A 17,580-nucleotide genomic window follows, 5' to 3' on the forward strand; every position below is an offset into this window, starting at 1 on the left:
TATCTTAAAACGAGCAAATATTGAGAATGAATTAAAAGATCAATTATGGGATCGTTACCGGAATGAATCAAGTAAGAAAAAACGATTCAATTTACTTTCCCAAGTACCTTCTCGTGAGTTATCACAAGCACTGTTTGAATGCGAATACACGGACCAACGTGCAGAGTGACTAGCTGAGTAAAAAGGGACATGTATGTATAGCAGTAAAACCAGACCCGAACGATAGTGATGATGAATCTCACTTGTTACAAGCAGTGACATGAACCAGTCTCATTATGGTTCGGTTTTTTTGATAAGAACGACTGTTTACAATCATGCACTGAAGGGAGCAAATATGAAAAAAATTGTTTTTGGAATAATAAGTGGGGCTCTGGTTGTCGGAGTAATCTTTGGAGTGGTGAGAACGAATAATCAAAAACAGGCAAACGTGTCAATTGATAAGATAAGCGCAGACCAAGCCGTCTATCGACCTGGGGACAAGGTAACCTTAACCGTTTCATTAGCGGATGAAGCAAAAAAAAATCAAGGAACCTATCAATTACGGGTGACTCATTTGGGGAAAAAAGTTGATCAAAAAGCTGCAAAATGGGAAACCGTTAACGGTAAGGGACAGATGACCATTGAATGGCAGCCTCCAAAAACCGATTTTCAAGGATATTTATTGCAAATTGAAATGAAAAATCAATCCGGAGAAACCATTGCTCAAACCAATAAAGCGGTGGATGTTTCGAGTAACTGGACCAAGTTTCCACGTTATGGCTATTTAACAGAATTTGGCGATGAAGCAACGCCCACTAAAACCATCGCACAGATGAAAGATTGGCAGCTAAACTCTATTGAATATTATGATTGGAAATTTTTGCATCATCAACTGATTCCTGATGATGGCTCAATGACTTGGCAGGATTGGTCAGGCAGACAAATTGATGGCAATAAAGTAAAAGAATATATTCAGCTGGCTAAGCAAGAAAATATCGTGAATATGAGTTATAATATGGTCTACGCAGCAACGAATAATTATAGGAAGTACGGAATTAAAGACGAATGGTTGTTGCATTATGCTGAGGATCATGGAGAAGCTGGTAGACGGCCAGGGGATGTCTTTACCTTTAAAATGGGTGCAAGTCCCACGGGTCAATCAAATCTATTTTTCTTTGATTTAGATAACCCTGAATGGCAAGATTATATCATCGAAAAAAACAAAGAAGCATTAGAAGTAATGGGATTTGATGGTTGGCATGGTGACACTGTTGGGGAATGGGGAAAAATGTGGACCACTGCGGATATTGGGAAACCCGAAAAAGCAAAATATGTGAAAGATAGCTACAAGTCATTTTTAAATACCGTAAAAGAACGTCTAGGGGATCGCTACTACCTTTCTTTTAATCCAGTAGGTGCGCAGGGCATCGAGCAGGTAAATGCATCAAATGTTGATGTCCTCTACTCTGAAATTTGGCCTTGGGATAAAGACAGTGAAGGGCATACGTATGATGATTATATGAGCTTGAAGCGAGAAATCGATCAGTCACGTAAAGAAAGCAATGGAAAATCGTTAATTATACCGGCTTATATGGAATATGATTATGCAGCAGCCCAAGGGAAACGTAAACCATTTAATCAAGCAGCCGTTTTATTAACCAATGCAGCCGTTTATGCAGCGGGTGGTTCAAGAATTGAATTAGGGAATGGCACAGAAATGCTTTCAAATGAGTATTTCCCTAATAAGAACCTATATATGAGTAAAGAGCACCAAAAACGCCAACATGCACTGCAAGAATTTATTGTAGCTTATCAAAATATCTTACGTGATGGCTTGGAAGATAATCAAAAATTGATTCAAATCGTCGATGAACAAACCAGCAGTGATGGCCAACCTGATACTATTTGGGCCTATGCAAAAGAAAAAAAAGGTATTGAAGCAATTCAGCTCATTAATTTGAGTGGCGTTAAAGATGTTACTTGGCGAGCAAATGAAGGTCAAAAAGCAACTCCAAATAAGAAAGAAAAATTGACAGTTCGCTATTATACAGAAAATGACTATCAGCATGCCTATCTTACTTCACCAGATCCGGATTTTGATAGTCGATCAAAAGTCGTGGCGATGACAAGAGGAGAAGATAGTAAAGGAAAATATTTAGAAGTACCGGTTAGTAGCCTAGAATATTGGGATATGATCTATTTTCAATAATAATGTAAAAAAGGAGTATTATTATGCACGAAGAACAAACGATTCCTTGGTGGAAAGATGCGATAGGCTATCAAATCTATCCAAAAAGTTTTCAAGATACCAATCATGATGGCATCGGAGATTTAAATGGCATTCGCCAAAGATTGCCGTATTTAAAAGAGCTGGGCATTGATTTTGTTTGGCTGAATCCCATCTATGCTTCACCCAATGTCGATAATGGGTATGATATTAGTGATTACCAAGCGATTAATCCTGAGTATGGTACTATGGCGGAGATGGTGGATTTAATCAAAGAGGCGCATGCGCATGGCATTAAGATTATTATGGACTTAGTCATCAATCATACGTCAGATCAGCATCCGTGGTTTCAAGAAGCACTCAAAGGACCAGACAATCCCTATCATGATTATTATATTTGGGCAGATGGCATACAAAAGCCTAATGAATGGGAATCCATTTTTGGTGGATCGATTTGGCAAGAGGTGCCTTCTCTAAAGAAACAGTACCTTCATGTGTTTGCCAAAGAACAGCCGGACTTAAACTGGGAAAACAAGCAGATGCGGCAAGATCTATATAAAATGATTCGTTGGTGGCTAGATTTAGGAATTGATGGATTTCGCATTGATGCTATCTCACATATTAAAAAATCTTCTTGGGATACTAAGCCGCAAGCAGATTGGGCATTTTCACCGTTCACCAATGTAGCAGGCATCGATGTTTACTTGACGGAATTGGGTCAAATATTTAAAGAATATGATATTGTGACAGTCGGTGAAGCATCTGGTGTGACGGCCGAGCAAGCACCTGAGTGGGTCGGTGAAGATGGGTATTTCAATATGATTTTTGAATTCGAGCATATTTCTTTATGGAAGCGAGAAAAACAGGACACAATTGATGTCATCGCACTGAAAAAAGCGCTCAGTCATTGGCAAAAGCAACTGGATTACGGCAAAGGATGGAACGCATTGTACATGGAAAACCATGACGTGCCGCGGAGTGTCTCGGTATTTGGTAATGATCAGCCTGTGTACCGCCAAAAGGCAGCGACCGCCTTGGCTACAATGTATTTACTGTTACAAGGCACGCCATTTATTTATCAAGGGCAAGAGCTTGGTATGACCAATATGACCTTTACGGACTTGGATCAGCTTGATGACGTGACTGCCAAGCAGCAAATTGAAGAGCTGCGAAAGCTTGAAGATAGTGGTGAGCGTAATCTGGAAATACTAGAACTAATGAGTAGCATCTCTAGAGACAATAGCCGTACGCCAATGCAGTGGAGTACGGAGGAAAATGCTGGTTTTTCGACAGCAGAGCCATGGCTAGTGGTCAATCCAAACTATGAAGAGATTAACGTAGCTGCACAGTTAAAACAGCCTAACTCGATTTTGTCGTATTACAAGCAATTGATTCAGCTAAGAAAAAATCGTGCGGTATTCGTTACGGGTCATTACCATGATTACTTACTCGATGATCCCAAAGTCTATGTTTATGAACGCTTTTTAGGAACAGAGCGAATGCTCGTGGTGGTAAACTTAACCAAAGATGCGGCTGAAATTGACTTACCAGCTGCAATTAGTGGTCAGAGTTGGACGCTGGTCATCGACAATCATTCTGTTGAGGGGGCAAGTAGTGAGCATGAGCTACAGCTGACACAACACCAAAAAACGATGGCACTTGCTCCATATGAAGCCCGTGTATACCATATGAATCAGCGTGTCAAAGAGACATTCAATGAAAAGATAAGGTAGGTAAAATCATGGCAACCACAATCAAAGATATCGCGCGGCGGGCGAATGTTTCTACGGCTACTGTTTCACGCGTCATCAATGACATCGGTGGCTATGGAGACGAGACTAGAGACCGCGTGTTAGCTGCGGCAAAGGAGCTTGGTTATTACAAGAACGAAGCGGCGACCAGTTTGGTCACCAATAAAACCAAAACCATCGGCATCATTATTCCCGATGTCAGTACATCGTTTTATGGAAATATCGTTACGGGAATTGAGGATATAGCCTATGATTTTGGGTATAGTGTCATTCTGACACATGCTGGTGTTGAAGGGAAACGTTTGGTTAATAGCCTGAAATTAATGGTCAATCGGCGAGTGGATGGGATTATGATTGTCTCTATCTATCTGAATCAAGAGCGGCAAGAATTGGTTCGTCAATTAGGCGTGCCAACTATTTTGTTATCGACGATTTCTGAAGACAAGCAACTACCATATATCAAAGTTGATGACTATGAAGCAATGTATCATGCTACACACTATTTAATTCAGCAAAATCATCAAAAGATAGCACTAGCTGGCATCAATCCCGACGATGCAGTGGCCGGTAAACCACGTCTGGCTGGGTATCTCAATTGTCTTGAGGACAACCAACTAGCTGTGGATGACTCGTTGATTGTATTTGGTGATTTCAGCTTTGAGTCTGGTCAGCAAGCGATGAAGCAGTACCTTCATCAGACGATGCCGACTGCCATCGTCTGTGCTAGTGACGATGTCGCCTTAGGAGTGATCTCAGTGGCCCATCAGGCGGGCATTCGTGTTCCAGAGCAATTATCCGTAGTGGGCTATGATGACACAAGTATCGCGTGGATGACGACACCGCCACTTACAACGATTGCCCAGCCTTTTTATGAGATGGGCGCGCGCGGCTGTCAGCGGTTGATTCACTCGATTACCAAAAAGCAAGTAATGACATCAGAGATTATTCCCTTTGAATTAAAGGAACGGCAAACCGTTCGTAAGTTAGCCCGATAAAAAAGTGAAATATTGTTGGTTATAAAAAGACCAGAAAATCCCAAAGGTATGTCTCAACCTTTGGGATTTTCTGGTCTTATTTAGGAGCTAGTTTGTCTGGTCGATTCGGATGTAGTAGTAAAAAAGAATGGATACGTCTCTTTATGGTTTGTTTGAGTTTGGGTAGCTATACTCTATTCATACCCAAACAAACCAAACTTTTTTTCATTTCTTTCTCCCGAGTACACTAGCCCCCAACTAGTGTGCTTTTTTATTTTGCGTGTACGACAACTTCACCAATACCATGTGAATAAACGGCCTTGAACGTCCCTTTTTTTAAAGGTACTGGAAAAATAAATGTCCCACTTGAAATGTGCATTCCCTCAGTAATTTGTTGATTCGATTGGGCTAATTTTTTGATTAACCATTGGACTGAGATGAGAGGATTTGACAACACTTCAGAAGATAAGCCTTGTGCTACTTGTTCGTCATCTACGAACAAGGTTCCTTCAATTTGTCCAAGTTCATCAAATGAAATCGCTGAGACTGGTTGAGAGGCACCTAAGACAATGTTTCCACCTACAGCCCCATCTGATACGACTAGATATTTATTCAAATCAGGGAACCAATCTGCAAAGCGTGAATCAGGGAGTTCAATACCTGGGGCTACGGTTAATTTTTCGCATAGTTCAGGGAGTGTATCTGTCTCAGATAGCGTGCTTGTTGCAGTGAAGACCAGCTCGATTTCAACTAAAGGTTCTAAAAAGTCTGCTAAGTTGACAGTCGCAGGAGAGGTCAGGATTTGAGCTTGTTCTTCTGCTCCGTATAATGGTTCAGTTGAGTCAAAAAGTTTTTGTGTTTTTTCACTCGTTAAGCTGACTTTGTAGCCGGCAACGGGGGTATCTTTTTGTTCGCTGATTAAAGCTTGGATGGCATACGCATCTTCCAGTTTTCCAACGGTTAATTCGGCCTCGCTAATAGGTAGTGAATGTCTTTTTTTATAGGCGTCAAGTAAAGCTTCTGCCAGTGCGTGTTGTTCAGTAGATAATGTCATGAAAATCCCTCCTTTTATTTGCTAAAACTGTAACATACTCCTATTAATCCTGCAACGAATCACCAAATGCCAATTAAAAAGACCAATCTCCTGGATTTATCAGAAGGGTTGGTCTTTTTTACTAGGCAAGCGAATCAAGGGTCAGTGCTTTTTTAATCGTTTCTTGATGCTCGGCTTTGACTGCTGCTAATAATTCAGGATTTTCAAGTAATTCAAGAATGGTCAAGGCGAGTCCTTTGGCTGCTGAAATCAGCCCTTTTTTTCCGTCAGGTGAGATGGTGGCAGCGGCCATTTCTTTTGTGTGGGCACCGACATGACTATCAGCGATTTTGATATTCCCTTGAATGGTAGGGCACTTATAGCTGACTGCACCGACATCTGTCGACCCAGCAGCTACTTCTTCGACGGGTGCGATATCTGTTAAGCCGATTTCTTGGTATTTTTCCATTAAGATATCTGCCAATGTGTAGTTGATTAATGTATCTTCATAAGGGCATTCATAAGTGGACGTCTTAAACGTCACATCGTTAGCTAGACAGATGCCTTCCACCGCTTTGGTCGCGCGCTCTGTTAAATACTTCGCATAAGACATAGTGGGTGCACGGAAGTAATATTCTAATGACGCATAGCCAGGAATGACATTGGCTGCTCGGCCGCCATCTTTGATAATACCGTGAATGTAGGTGTGTGGTTTGGCAAATTGACGCAATAAGTTGATTTGCAGATAGCTCATCACTGCTGCATCGAGAGCAGATCGACCTAAGTCAGGGTGACAGCCGTGCGCATTTTTACCAAAAAATTCAAATTTAATCGGATTTAGGGCATTTGAACGACCACCGACACCATTTTTAACGCCGGGGTGAACCATAAGGGCAACATCAACAGCATCAAAGACGCCAGCTTCAGCCATACTTACTTTGCCACCAAAGTTTTCTTCTGCAGGTGTGCCGACGACAAGTAGTTTTCCACCAAATTGATCGATAATACCTTTAACAGCTTCACCAGTGGCGACACCGATAGCTGCAATTAGATTGTGGCCGCAGCCATGACCAACTTCAGGTAGGGCGTCATACTCGCACATTACTGCAATCGTCGGTCCGGGCTTATGCGTGTCATATGTTCCTAAAAAGCCAGTCGGAACAATGTATGCTGATTGGGTATCGAACCCAGCTTTTGTAAGATAGGATACCAATAATTTCATTGTTTCAAACTCTTCATTACCAATTTCAGGATTGTCGTATAGCGTTTGTACAATCTCCATATATGCATCGATATTCGTTTCAATTGATGCAATCAGCTGTTCTTTTACCGTCATGTAGATAGCCTTCTTTCTCATTCAATCATTATTCACTAATTGCTTTTTTGGCTTGCTCAGTGGCTTCGTCTTTCCATTTCTCTAAGTTTCCATTTTCTTTATTTTCTTTGATAACTTTGTTGATGACTTTAATAAGTGATTTGTTGGCATCATCTTTAGGAATACCAATGACATTGGTCGCATATTTGTTGTCAGGGTCAAGATTAAATTCTTCTTTGCTTAAGATTGTTAAGTTAGGGAAAGAAGTCAATAGCGGTTCTACCGAAGTGGTGGACACCGTCACCGCATCAATGTCACCAGCATTTAGTGCAAGAACTGCCGCATCCATCGTGCCGTATTGTTTTAAGTTGGCTGTTGAGGTCAATCCGGAAGCTAATTCATACTGAATTGATCCAGATTGAGCGCCAACTTTTAATTTTGCTTTCTTCAAATCAGCTAACGATGAATACTTTTCAGCAATCTCTTTTGTCGTTAAAATACCCTGATAACCATCGCTGACTTCTTGCTCATAGCCATCGGAAAAGTCCATGATTTTTTTTCGTTCATCTGTTCCAACGAAACCAGAGATACCAATATCGACACTGCCAGTCTGAATGTTGGCAAGTACGCCGTTAAAGTCAGTTGCTTTGATATCTAATTTTACGCCGATTTCTTTGGCAATGGCTTTAGCTAATGAAATATCGCTGCCTACAATTTCTTTTTCACCTTGATCATTTAAAATATAAAATTCAGATGGCGGAAAATCAGGTGACGTCCCCACGACAAATTTGCCACTTGCTTTGATTTTCGCTAGTGTATCGGAATCTGTGTTACTAGAGCTAGAAGATGATCCGCAAGCCGCTAGTGTCACGACCGCTAGTAGTGCAAAGATGCTCGTATATACCCAATTTTTTTTCATAGTATTCTCTCCATTCAGTAAGTGTCATTAAAAGGTGATTTTATCGAGGAATAATTTGGTGCGTTCCTCTTTTGGATGTTGGAACAATTCTTCAGGTGTCCCTTCTTCAACGATGCGTCCTTGGTCAATAAAGAGCACGCGCGAGGCGACTTTTTTCGCAAAATTCATTTCGTGGGTCACAATGACAGTCGTCATATGACTTTTGGTCAAGTCTTGAATCACAAGCAAGACTTCCTTGACCATCTCCGGATCTAAGGCAGAGGTCGGTTCATCAAAAAGCATCAGATAGGGCTCCATTGCGAGTGATCTAGCGATAGCGACCCGTTGTTTTTGACCACCGGATAGTTGGTTTGGATAGGCATATTTTTTCTCTGCTAAGCCGACTTTTTGCAACAGTTCATCTGCTTTTTGTTCCGCTTGTACCTTGCTCATCTTTTTACGCATGATTGGTGCCAAAGTGATATTTTCAAGGACGGTCTTATTTGGGAAAAGATTGAAGTGTTGAAAGACCATGCCGATTTTTTCGCGAACCTGGTCAATATCGGCTTCTTTTAATTTCTTGGCTGTCAGATCTTGGTTTTCGAAGATGACTTCCCCACTTGTCGGGGTCTCCATTAAGTTTAAACAACGGAGAAACGTTGACTTCCCTGAGCCAGAAGGACCGATAATTGCGACGACTTCACCTTTTTGAATATCGGTCGAAATCCCTTTTAATACTTCTAAGTCGCCAAATTTTTTGGTGACGTTCACTGTTTTAATCATAGACATGCATCCTCTTTTCTAGCATAGACATTAAAGAAGTTAGGCCGGCTGTCAAAAGAAAATAAATAATCCCGACAACAATCAGCGGTTCAAAAATCGAATAGGTCGACGCTTTGACGATGTTGTAGGTATACATGACATCGAAGACTCCTACGACCGATACGATGGAAGATTCTTTAATCATCATAATAAATTCGTTCCCCAATCCTGGTAAGACTACGCGGACAGCTTGTGGGATAATGATGGCTTTCATGGTTTGCCAGCGACTAAGACCCAATGATCTGCCAGCTTCCATCTGACCTTTATCAATCGATTCCAAGCCACCTCGTAGTAATTCGCATATGTATGCACCTGAATTAATAGAAAGAGCTACTACAGCGGTCAAAAATTCGCGTGAACCAAACACATCACCGAGTAGTGGGATGGGTGGGATTGAGATGCCGATAATGGGAAAGCCGTATAACCACATAAAGAGCTGAAGCAGTAAGGGAGTGCCGCGGACGACTTGGGTATACGCTTTGGCTAACCAGCGCAAAGGCGCAAAACTTGATTGCTTCATGATGGTTGCCAATAAGCCAATCAACGAACCGATAATGACGGTCATGATCGCTAAGGCGACAGTGACGATGGTGCCTTGCCAAAATGTAGGTAACCATTTGACGACTTTAGAGAAATCAATAACAATTCCTAAATATGCATTCATATACAAAAACCTCGTTTTATACTGTTTATTTTGAATTTTTATTCAATTAAGTATGCTTATCATAAGATAGAATGTAGCAAAAGTAAAGTTATTTTGAATAATTATTATAAAAAAGCGGGTTTTTAACGCATAAATAAAAAAGAATAAGCAAAAATAACGAATAATCATCAGTTTTAGATGAGATTCTTATTTTTGCTTATTTTCTAAAAAATTTTTACCTTAATGCGTGACAACAGCGAGTGTGCAACGACCGACTGCTAGTTTTTCTTGTTGGTCATTATAGAGAGTCGCTTGCCATACTTGAATGGTACGTCCGATTCGATCGGGCGTGGCGACGACGGTGACAGGTCCTGTGGCGATACTTTTTAAGTGATTCACCGACAGATCGATACCGACCGCATGGGCATGTTGCAGATTGGCATTGCCACCGATACTACAAGCAGTCTCAATCAATACAGCACTCACGCCACCGTGCATGACGCCATATGGTTGCTGGTGTGTTTCGTTTACTTGTAACGAAAGAATGACTTTTTCAGCGGTAACTTGTTCGGTTTTAATCCCAAGATGGGTCAGTAAATTCATAGCAGTACCTCCAGTTCATGTTTCTAATCTCGTTCGTTGGGAAAAAAAGCTCTAATTGTGTATAATAGTACAGGAAACGACTTAAGGAGGTCAATGGTTTGAGAGAATGGCAAACAGTAAAAGAGTATGAGGAAATTTTGTTTCAACAACATGGAAAAGTCGCAAAAATAAGTATCAATCGTCCGCATGTCCACAATGCGTTTACACCAAAAACTGTATTTGAATTGATTGATGCATTTTCAATTAGCCGTGACAAAACGGATATCGGCGTCATTATTTTGACGGGTGAAGGGGATTTGGCCTTTTGTTCCGGTGGCGACCAAAAAGTGCGAGGCAACGGTGGTTACGTAGGTGAAGACCAAGTGCCACGCTTGAATGTTCTTGATTTACAACGCTTGATTCGTGTTATTCCAAAGCCTGTCATTGCGATGGTCAAAGGCTGGTCGATTGGTGGCGGAAATGTGTTGCAATTGGTGTGTGACATTACAATTGCTGCTGACAATGCGAAGTTTGGTCAAACAGGACCAAATGTCGGAAGCTTTGATGGTGGCTATGGTGCAGGCTACTTGGCACGTGTTATCGGTCATAAAAAAGCGAAAGAAGTTTGGTTTATGACGAAACAATATACAGCTGAAGAAGCTTTGCAAATGAACTGGATTAACACGGTTGTTCCTTTAGCGGAAGTTGAAGATGTAACAATGGAATGGGCAGAAGAAATGCTGACGAAAAGTCCACTTGCTTTACGGATGATTAAGGCTGCGATGAATGCCGATACCGATGGCTTAGCTGGTATTCAACAATTAGCAGGCGATGCGACACTTCTTTACTATACAATGGATGAAGCCAAAGAAGGCCGCGATGCGTTTAAAGAAAAACGCACGCCGGATTTTGACCAATTTCCAAAATTCCCATAATGCAACCTACGAACAAACCAAGCAGTTGGTTGCAACAGCAAGCATTGCTTCATCCAGAACGACCCGCTTTTTTATGGAAAAAAGAAAGCTGGTCGTTTTCTTTGCTTGCCCAACTTGCTCAGCGCTACGCTGCCTACTATGGGGCACACATTCCCCAAAATACGAAACGAGTGGCACTTTTTAGCAAAAATTCACCGGAGTGTTATTTTTCAATTACTGGTCTATGGGAATTAGGAATTGAGGTTCAATTGCTGAATCGGCGCTTGACGGAGCAAGAATGGCTCTTTCAGATGGCCGATGCGCAGACGACTTTTTTGATTAGCGATGAGCCACTCGCTGTCCCTGACTTTATGCAGCAGCTAACGATACCAAAGACGTTACCTGCAGTACCTGAGACGCACTATATAGATAAGGGGTATCAGGAACAAGCAGTCGCCTCAATTATGTATACGTCAGGTACGACAGGTCGGCCCAAAGGAGTACCGCAGTCTTTTGCCAATCATCAGGCAAGTGCCTTGGCGACGCAACAGTCCATGCACTTAACGCAAGCTGATTGCTGGGGCTTGGTCTTGCCGCTGTTTCATATTAGTGGGCTGTCGATTCTTCTACGCTCGCTGCGATTAGGGTTAGCGGTGTATTTGTATGATGGCTTTGACCCTATTGCGATAGAGGAGAGCTTGCAAGACAAACAAGTCACGGTCCTCTCATTGGTAACGAGTGCCTTGCAGCAGCTACTGCCTTATCTCTCAGCTACGGGCTATCCGCAGCTAAAAACACTATTACTTGGTGGTGATCCAATCACACAGCCAGTCGTGCAACAAGCTTTAGCGAAAAATATCCCCATCATGCCCTCGTTTGGGATGACGGAGACTTGTTCGCAAATCGTAGCAGTCCCTACAGATGAAGTAGCCAATAAAATCGGTGCTGCGGGCTATCCCTTACACGATGTGGCAATCAAAATTGGTGACCCAAAAATGGCTCCCGGAAAAGTTGGGGAGATATTCATCCAAGGACCATCAGTCATCCAGTCATACTTGAATCATTCACAAACAAGTGCGTGGACGCAAGATGGCTGGTTTAACACTGGGGATCTAGGGTATCTTGATGAGGATGGCGCCTTATATGTAAAGAGTCGTCTGAGTGAATTGATTATTTCAGGGGGCGAAAATATCTATCCCTCGGAAGTGGAGCAAGTGCTACTCCAGCATCCGTCGATTGAGGAAGCGGCCGTCGTTGGTCGTGAAGATGTGCGCTGGGGACAAGTCCCGACTGCCTACATTCAAGTCAGTAGTCAGGTAACCTTGGCTATGCTGCAAGCATACTTGCAACAATCACTAGCAACATATAAACAACCAAAAGAAATTTATGTCGTCCATGCTTTGCCAAAAACAGCCAGCGGGAAAGTCTTGAAGCGACCACTTTTAACAGAAGAAAGAGTGAAGTACATTGATTATCCGCTTGGCACCTGAGTATGAACAAGCTTACCAAGCTGCTAAATCTTATTTTAGTTATACATTTGAATATGAGACCTCACTGACACCGGCCATGATGTTGCAGGCGTTTGATCCAGCAGAGACTCGGTTTTTTTGGCAAACGCCGGATCAGTCTTTGACGTTACTTGGTATTGGTGAAGTGTTTCAGCTACCGTCTGCTAAAAGTCAGCAGATGCATCAGCAAAAAGAGCGATTACGAACACAGTTGTTTGATCCGTCACAGGCTTGTCGCTTAGTGGGGGCACTGCCGTTTGATCCACAAGCGAAGAAAGCCCCACTTTGGGACGAGTTGGCTGAAGGGGGCTTTGTGCTACCAGAGATTGAGCTAGTCTACCAACATCATCGCTGGCACGTCACACTCATCGTTAAGCGACCAGCGACCTATGCGCAACTAGCGCTTGACTTTAATCAGCTGCAACAACGCTTTTTTGCCGCAGTCACAACGTCACACCCTAAAAAAGACAACCATGTACAAGCTATGGAAGAATTAGCTGTAACGCAGTGGTTAACGACTGTTGAAGAGGCGGTCGCGACCATCAAAGATCCGGGCAATCCATTGAAAAAAATTGTCCTAGCTAGGCAATTACGCTTAGAGATGGAGCGAGAGATTGATGGGGCGCAACTAGTACAACGATTACTGGTGCAACAGCCACAGACGTATGTTTTTTTCTTACAGCGTAACGAGCGCATCTTTGTCGGCGCGACACCGGAGCGCTTATTAGCGGGTGAAACGGACACCATTTATACCGCTGCGGTCGCTGGCTCAATCGAACGCGGCCAGACTGCCGATGAGGATCAGACACTTGGGGCAGCTTTGTTGCATTCAGCAAAAAATTTGCATGAGCATCAAATCGTGGTGGATCGCATTCGCAAGGCAATCGCTCCTTTCACCCAAAATCAGGTGACTGTCGGCGAGCGAACCTTGCTTAAAAATCGCGACATTCAACATCTCTATGCCCCTATTGTCGGCAAACGGCAAGCAAAGGGACCGACTTTTTTAGATATGATTGATCAGTTGCATCCGACGCCCGCTTTAGGCGGCGAACCAAAGGAAGCAGCATTGCACTGGCTTCGTCACCAAGAACCAGTCGGCAGAGGGCTATATGGTGCCCCTATTGGTTGGCTTTCATTAGCTGAAGATGGTGGCGAGTTTGCAGTCGGGATTCGCTCGGCTGTTTTGTATAAGCAACACGCACTACTTTATGCTGGCTGTGGCATTGTAGCCGATTCAGTCGCAATAGAAGAGCGTGCGGAAACGAGTGTCAAATTTCAACCAATGAAAAGAGGAATTAGCGATGAAGACCCAGCAACAAATCATGACTGACTATGTAACGGCTTTTTTGGATGGCCTCGTGGCTGCAGGTATCCAAAAAGCGGTCATTAGCCCAGGCTCACGCTCCACACCGGTCTCGTTGTTAATCCATCGCGACCCTCGTATTGAGTATTATGTGGCAGTCGATGAACGCTCTGCGGCTTTCTTTGCTTTGGGCTTAGCGAAAGCCAGTCGAACAGCTGTGCTATTAGTCTGTACATCGGGCACCGCTGCGGCGAATTACTATCCCGCAATTTGCGAGGCAAAAGCTAGCCGAGTGCCACTAGTTGTCCTGACAACTGATCGGCCACCGGAATTGCAGCATGTCGGTGCACCGCAGACGATGGCCCAAGATGGATTATTTGGGAAACAAGTCAAGTCGTCCATCACGCTGGCTGTCGCGGAAGACTCACCAGAGTTGCTACGCTACAGTGAGTGGCAAGGCAGACAGGCTGTTAAAAAAGCCTGTCAATCTCCTGCGGGTCCCGTTCATTTAAATATGCCATTGCGTGAGCCGTTATTACCGAACTTGGAGCGGAGGAATTACCCGAGTGTCGAGGATCATCCTATTACTCAGACTACCGTGTCATTGACTGAGTATCAGTCGCTATTTGAGAAAAAGGGTGTCATTGTGGTCGGTGAAGAGCGTACGGCTGAAGAAGCACGCTTGTTGTTGCAAGTAGCAGACACATTGAAGTGGCCAATTATCGGTGACCCGCTGACCAATTTGGCAACTTGTGGCGTTACTAGCCAGCAGCATATGCGTCAAATTGACGGGTTACTAAGCAGTGCTATGTTCACACAATTGGTGCAGCCGGAAGTGATTTTGCGCTTTGGTCGCCTACCGCTGAGTAAAAACGTCATGCTCTGGCTAAAAGGGCTGACAGGAGATGTGCGCTGGTTACTAGTGGATGATGGCCAAGAATGGCTAGATCAACTGCAAATCGCAACGGATTTTCTTCCATACACGGTCACGGAGAGCTGTCAGGCGATTTTGCAATTGATGCTTAAGCCGTGTGCAGATGAATGGCTACATGTATGGCAACAAGAACAAGCAAGACTTACCAAGCTGATTCATACTGCGACTTGGCCGACAGTATTATCCGAGACAAGTGCGGTGTATCATGCTTTAGAAGAGCTACCGGCTGAGACGCAGGTATTTGTGTCCAATAGCAATGCGATTCGCATGCTTGATCGCTTTATTCAACCGAGTGAAGCAGTTACGGTATGGGGCAATCGCGGGGTGAATGGCATCGACGGGATTGTCTCGACAGCGGCTGGGATTGCTTGTGCCACGAACCAGCCGACTATTTTACTGACGGGCGACTTGGCGCTTTTTCATGATATGAATGGGTTGCAAATGGTTCAGGCGTATCAATTGCCGCTCACGATTGTCCTATTGAACAACCAAGGTGGCGGGATTTTTTCTTTTCTTAGTCAGCGGACACTTGTGGCGGCGGACTTTGATCCACTCTTTGCGACGCCGACACACTTGGAGTTTGCTCAGGTCGCTACGCTTTACAGCCTAGCTTATGAAAAACCAACCAGCTTAGCCAACTATCAAACGAGGCTAAAAGAAGCAGTCGCCAGTCGTCGGCCAGCACTGATAGAAGTGCAAGGGACATTTGATGAGCCAGTGACGATTTGGGAAGACTTCTTAAGACAAGTCCAAACACAAGGGAGCGATAGGTGATGAAACCAACAGGCATGATTGCTTCTGAATGGCTCGGGTCATTTAAAGAAGGGGCGCCGGTCATGGTGTGTGTCCATGGTTTTACCGGTACCAAAAAGACCTTTGCCGCCATCGCTGACTTACTTCCAGACTACAATTGGTTAGCGCTCGACTGCCTAGGTCATGGCGAGAGCGCCATTGCCATCGCTGCTCGTCACTATCGCTATGAAGCGGTTATTGACACACTGGCCGCCACCGTGAAGTCTCTAGGGGTTGACACGTATCACTTACTCGGCTATTCGATGGGGGCTCGACTGGCTTTAGGATGGGCGATAAAGTACCCCGAGCGCATCCAAAGTCTGCTGTTAGAAAGTGGCTCTCCTGGACTAGCAAGTGAAAAGGAGCGCAGAGAGCGGCAACAAAGCGACATGCGACTTGCGCAAAAAGTCGAGCAAGAAGGAATACGAGCGTTTGTTACGTATTGGGAGCAGCTGCCGCTTTTTGCCACTCAGACTCGCTTGCCCCAAGCATTGATAGACCAAGTCCGGAATGAACGACTGTCGCAAAATCCACAAGGCTTAGCCACTAGCTTACGGGAGATGGGGACAGGCAGTCAGCCGAGCTATTGGCAAGCTCTAGCGACACTGGCACTGCCTGTCTTGCTGATTGTCGGCGAGCAAGACCCAAAATTTGTGGCGATTGCCCAAAAAATGAAAGCTGCCTTGCCACAAGGTGTGCTACAAGTGATTGCAGCGGGCCATTGCGTGCATCTCGAACAACCATATGCCTTTGCCCAAGTAGTGCGCCATTGGCTTGACGAACAAGGAGAGACAAGATGAACATTATTCGCATCGAGCAATATGATCTTTGTGTGCCTTTTTTACGGCCGTTTCAGACGAGCTATGGTCAGACGACTGCCAAAGAAGCCTCCATCTATGTCCTCCACGATGAGAGCGGTGCGATTGGTCTTGGTGAGCTAGATGCACTGGCTCACCCGGATTACATTGAAGAATATCTAGCGACAGCTCGTGAGACGGTGGCACAATACTTCATTCCGCGCTTACTACATCATGACTGGCAGCATCCAAGTGACATTGAGCAGCTATTCGCTGACGTCCAAGGGAACTGGATGGCCAAGTCCGCTTTAGAGACGGCTGCATGGGATTGCTACGCTCGCAGTCAGCAGCAGCCACTGTATTCATTACTCGGCGGTGTGAAGCGTCCCATTCCGGTCGGCATAAGTCTGGGCATCGAGGCCGATAGTAGTCATTTGCTTAAGCGCGTCGAGGAAGCAGTCAGCAATGGCTACACACGTATCAAAGTGAAAATTAAGCCTGGCTATGACTACCATCCGCTGAAAGTCATTCGCACAGCGTATCCTACTCTTACATTGATGGCTGATGCCAACTCTGCGTATCAAGGAACGAACGACTGGCAAGTGTTTAAACAACTAGATACACTCCAGCTTGCGATGATTGAACAGCCATTTGGCGTGCGAGATTTTGTCGGTCATGCGCAGTTGCAACAAGCACTCAAGACACCCATTTGTCTGGATGAAAGCATTCGCAGTGTCGAAGATGTCCAGACAGCGGTAGCGCTTAACAGTTGCCAAGCAATCAATCTAAAAATTCCGCGTGTGGGCGGATTGACAGCGGCCTTGGCTATTCTTAGGGCAGCCAATGAGGCCGATATGCTCGTTTGGCTCGGCGGAATGTATGAACTAGGTGTCGGTCGCGCATGTAATTTGCATTTTTCTGCGCGCTCAGAGCTGACGTTCCCAGGTGATCTGTCGGCATCGAATCGCTATTTTCAGTCTGACGTCGTTACGCCCACAGCAAAGCTATCCCATGGCAACTTGACGATACCGGGCAAAGCTGGGATTGGCGTCAGCTTCGAGCCAAAAGAATGGCAAACAAATTACCGTGTTTTTTCATAAGAAGATAC

Annotated in this window: 15 protein-coding genes; 9 read left to right on the forward strand and 6 right to left on the reverse strand. The window is 44.3% G+C overall.

Going from position 1 to position 17,580, the window contains the following annotated elements; translation table 11 throughout:
* The first annotated feature begins 334 nt into the window (after nt 1–334).
* Genes NE257_RS07560 through NE257_RS07570 form a run of 3 tightly spaced genes read left to right on the forward strand, consistent with a single transcriptional unit; the run spans nt 335 to nt 4,952 of the window.
* Nucleotides 335–2,188, forward strand: a complete 1,854-nt coding sequence (locus tag NE257_RS07560; protein ID WP_251886155.1) for a glycoside hydrolase family 66 protein — start codon at nt 335–337, stop codon at nt 2,186–2,188.
* A 23-nt stretch (nt 2,189–2,211) separates the two neighbouring features.
* Nucleotides 2,212–3,939, forward strand: coding sequence for a glycoside hydrolase family 13 protein (locus NE257_RS07565; RefSeq protein WP_251886156.1), 1,728 nt, complete (start codon nt 2,212–2,214; stop codon nt 3,937–3,939).
* Between the two features lie 8 nt (nt 3,940–3,947).
* Nucleotides 3,948–4,952 carry a LacI family DNA-binding transcriptional regulator gene (locus NE257_RS07570; RefSeq protein WP_251886157.1) on the forward strand — a complete coding sequence of 335 codons (1,005 nt, stop codon included), beginning with the start codon at nt 3,948–3,950 and terminating at the stop codon, nt 4,950–4,952.
* Nucleotides 4,953–5,202: 250 nt separating this feature from the next.
* On the opposite strand, the gene NE257_RS07575 is transcribed toward NE257_RS07570, so the two are convergent.
* The 6 genes from NE257_RS07575 to NE257_RS07600 form a co-directional block, all read right to left on the reverse strand.
* On the reverse strand, nt 5,203–5,985 hold the full coding sequence (locus NE257_RS07575) for a 2-keto-4-pentenoate hydratase (protein WP_251886158.1): 783 nt from the start codon (nt 5,983–5,985) through the stop codon (nt 5,203–5,205).
* Between the two features lie 121 nt (nt 5,986–6,106).
* The gene (locus tag NE257_RS07580; protein ID WP_251886159.1) at nt 6,107–7,300 is read right to left on the reverse strand and encodes a M20 family metallopeptidase; all 1,194 of its coding nucleotides are present in this window, start codon (nt 7,298–7,300) and stop codon (nt 6,107–6,109) included.
* 28 nt (nt 7,301–7,328) lie between these two features.
* Nucleotides 7,329–8,198: a transporter substrate-binding domain-containing protein gene (locus tag NE257_RS07585; RefSeq protein ID WP_251886160.1), complete on the reverse strand. Its 870-nt coding sequence runs from the start codon at nt 8,196–8,198 to the stop codon at nt 7,329–7,331.
* Between the two features lie 27 nt (nt 8,199–8,225).
* Complete coding sequence (locus tag NE257_RS07590; protein WP_251886161.1) at nt 8,226–8,960, reverse strand: amino acid ABC transporter ATP-binding protein; 735 nt, start codon at nt 8,958–8,960, stop codon at nt 8,226–8,228.
* Nucleotides 8,953–9,663: an amino acid ABC transporter permease gene (locus tag NE257_RS07595; protein WP_251886162.1), complete on the reverse strand. Its 711-nt coding sequence runs from the start codon at nt 9,661–9,663 to the stop codon at nt 8,953–8,955. The genes NE257_RS07590 and NE257_RS07595 overlap by 8 nt, the downstream gene beginning before the upstream one ends.
* Before the next feature lie 219 nt (nt 9,664–9,882).
* Complete coding sequence (locus NE257_RS07600; protein ID WP_251851970.1) at nt 9,883–10,245, reverse strand: PaaI family thioesterase; 363 nt, start codon at nt 10,243–10,245, stop codon at nt 9,883–9,885.
* A gap of 98 nt (nt 10,246–10,343) precedes the next feature.
* Here NE257_RS07600 and menB point away from each other — a divergent pair, with 98 nt between their 5' ends.
* The 6 genes from menB to menC are packed head-to-tail and all read left to right on the forward strand — an operon-like array spanning nt 10,344 to nt 17,572.
* Nucleotides 10,344–11,159: a 1,4-dihydroxy-2-naphthoyl-CoA synthase gene (gene menB, locus NE257_RS07605; RefSeq protein WP_251851971.1), complete on the forward strand. Its 816-nt coding sequence runs from the start codon at nt 10,344–10,346 to the stop codon at nt 11,157–11,159.
* Nucleotides 11,159–12,628 (forward strand): o-succinylbenzoate--CoA ligase, encoded by a 1,470-nt coding sequence (menE, locus tag NE257_RS07610; protein WP_251886163.1) that lies wholly within the window; start codon nt 11,159–11,161, stop codon nt 12,626–12,628. The genes menB and menE overlap by 1 nt, the downstream gene beginning before the upstream one ends.
* Nucleotides 12,606–13,976 (forward strand): isochorismate synthase, encoded by a 1,371-nt coding sequence (locus NE257_RS07615; protein WP_251869535.1) that lies wholly within the window; start codon nt 12,606–12,608, stop codon nt 13,974–13,976. The genes menE and NE257_RS07615 overlap by 23 nt, the downstream gene beginning before the upstream one ends.
* The gene (gene menD, locus NE257_RS07620; protein ID WP_251886164.1) at nt 13,948–15,657 is read left to right on the forward strand and encodes a 2-succinyl-5-enolpyruvyl-6-hydroxy-3-cyclohexene-1-carboxylic-acid synthase; all 1,710 of its coding nucleotides are present in this window, start codon (nt 13,948–13,950) and stop codon (nt 15,655–15,657) included. The genes NE257_RS07615 and menD overlap by 29 nt, the downstream gene beginning before the upstream one ends.
* Nucleotides 15,657–16,475: a 2-succinyl-6-hydroxy-2,4-cyclohexadiene-1-carboxylate synthase gene (menH, locus tag NE257_RS07625; RefSeq protein ID WP_251886165.1), complete on the forward strand. Its 819-nt coding sequence runs from the start codon at nt 15,657–15,659 to the stop codon at nt 16,473–16,475. The genes menD and menH overlap by 1 nt, the downstream gene beginning before the upstream one ends.
* Nucleotides 16,472–17,572, forward strand: coding sequence for an o-succinylbenzoate synthase (gene menC, locus NE257_RS07630; protein WP_251886166.1), 1,101 nt, complete (start codon nt 16,472–16,474; stop codon nt 17,570–17,572). The genes menH and menC overlap by 4 nt, the downstream gene beginning before the upstream one ends.
* Nucleotides 17,573–17,580 lie beyond the last annotated feature (8 nt).

Source organism: Enterococcus italicus, from assembly GCF_023743875.1.
GTDB classification, from domain to species: Bacteria; Bacillota; Bacilli; order Lactobacillales; family Enterococcaceae; genus Enterococcus_G; species Enterococcus_G italicus.

Coding starts and splice junctions, on each gene's coding strand:
- NE257_RS07560 (WP_251886155.1), top strand. CDS start 335: ATGAAAAAAATTGTTTTTGGAATAATAAGTGGGGCTCTGGTTGTCGGA.
- NE257_RS07565 (WP_251886156.1), top strand. CDS start 2,212: ATGCACGAAGAACAAACGATTCCTTGGTGGAAAGATGCGATAGGCTAT.
- NE257_RS07570 (WP_251886157.1), top strand. CDS start 3,948: ATGGCAACCACAATCAAAGATATCGCGCGGCGGGCGAATGTTTCTACG.
- NE257_RS07575 (WP_251886158.1), bottom strand. CDS start 5,985: ATGACATTATCTACTGAACAACACGCACTGGCAGAAGCTTTACTTGAC.
- NE257_RS07580 (WP_251886159.1), bottom strand. CDS start 7,300: ATGACGGTAAAAGAACAGCTGATTGCATCAATTGAAACGAATATCGAT.
- NE257_RS07585 (WP_251886160.1), bottom strand. CDS start 8,198: ATGAAAAAAAATTGGGTATATACGAGCATCTTTGCACTACTAGCGGTC.
- NE257_RS07590 (WP_251886161.1), bottom strand. CDS start 8,960: ATGATTAAAACAGTGAACGTCACCAAAAAATTTGGCGACTTAGAAGTA.
- NE257_RS07595 (WP_251886162.1), bottom strand. CDS start 9,663: ATGAATGCATATTTAGGAATTGTTATTGATTTCTCTAAAGTCGTCAAA.
- NE257_RS07600 (WP_251851970.1), bottom strand. CDS start 10,245: ATGAATTTACTGACCCATCTTGGGATTAAAACCGAACAAGTTACCGCT.
- menE (WP_251886163.1), top strand. CDS start 11,159: ATGCAACCTACGAACAAACCAAGCAGTTGGTTGCAACAGCAAGCATTG.
- menD (WP_251886164.1), top strand. CDS start 13,948: ATGAAGACCCAGCAACAAATCATGACTGACTATGTAACGGCTTTTTTG.
- menH (WP_251886165.1), top strand. CDS start 15,657: ATGAAACCAACAGGCATGATTGCTTCTGAATGGCTCGGGTCATTTAAA.
- menC (WP_251886166.1), top strand. CDS start 16,472: ATGAACATTATTCGCATCGAGCAATATGATCTTTGTGTGCCTTTTTTA.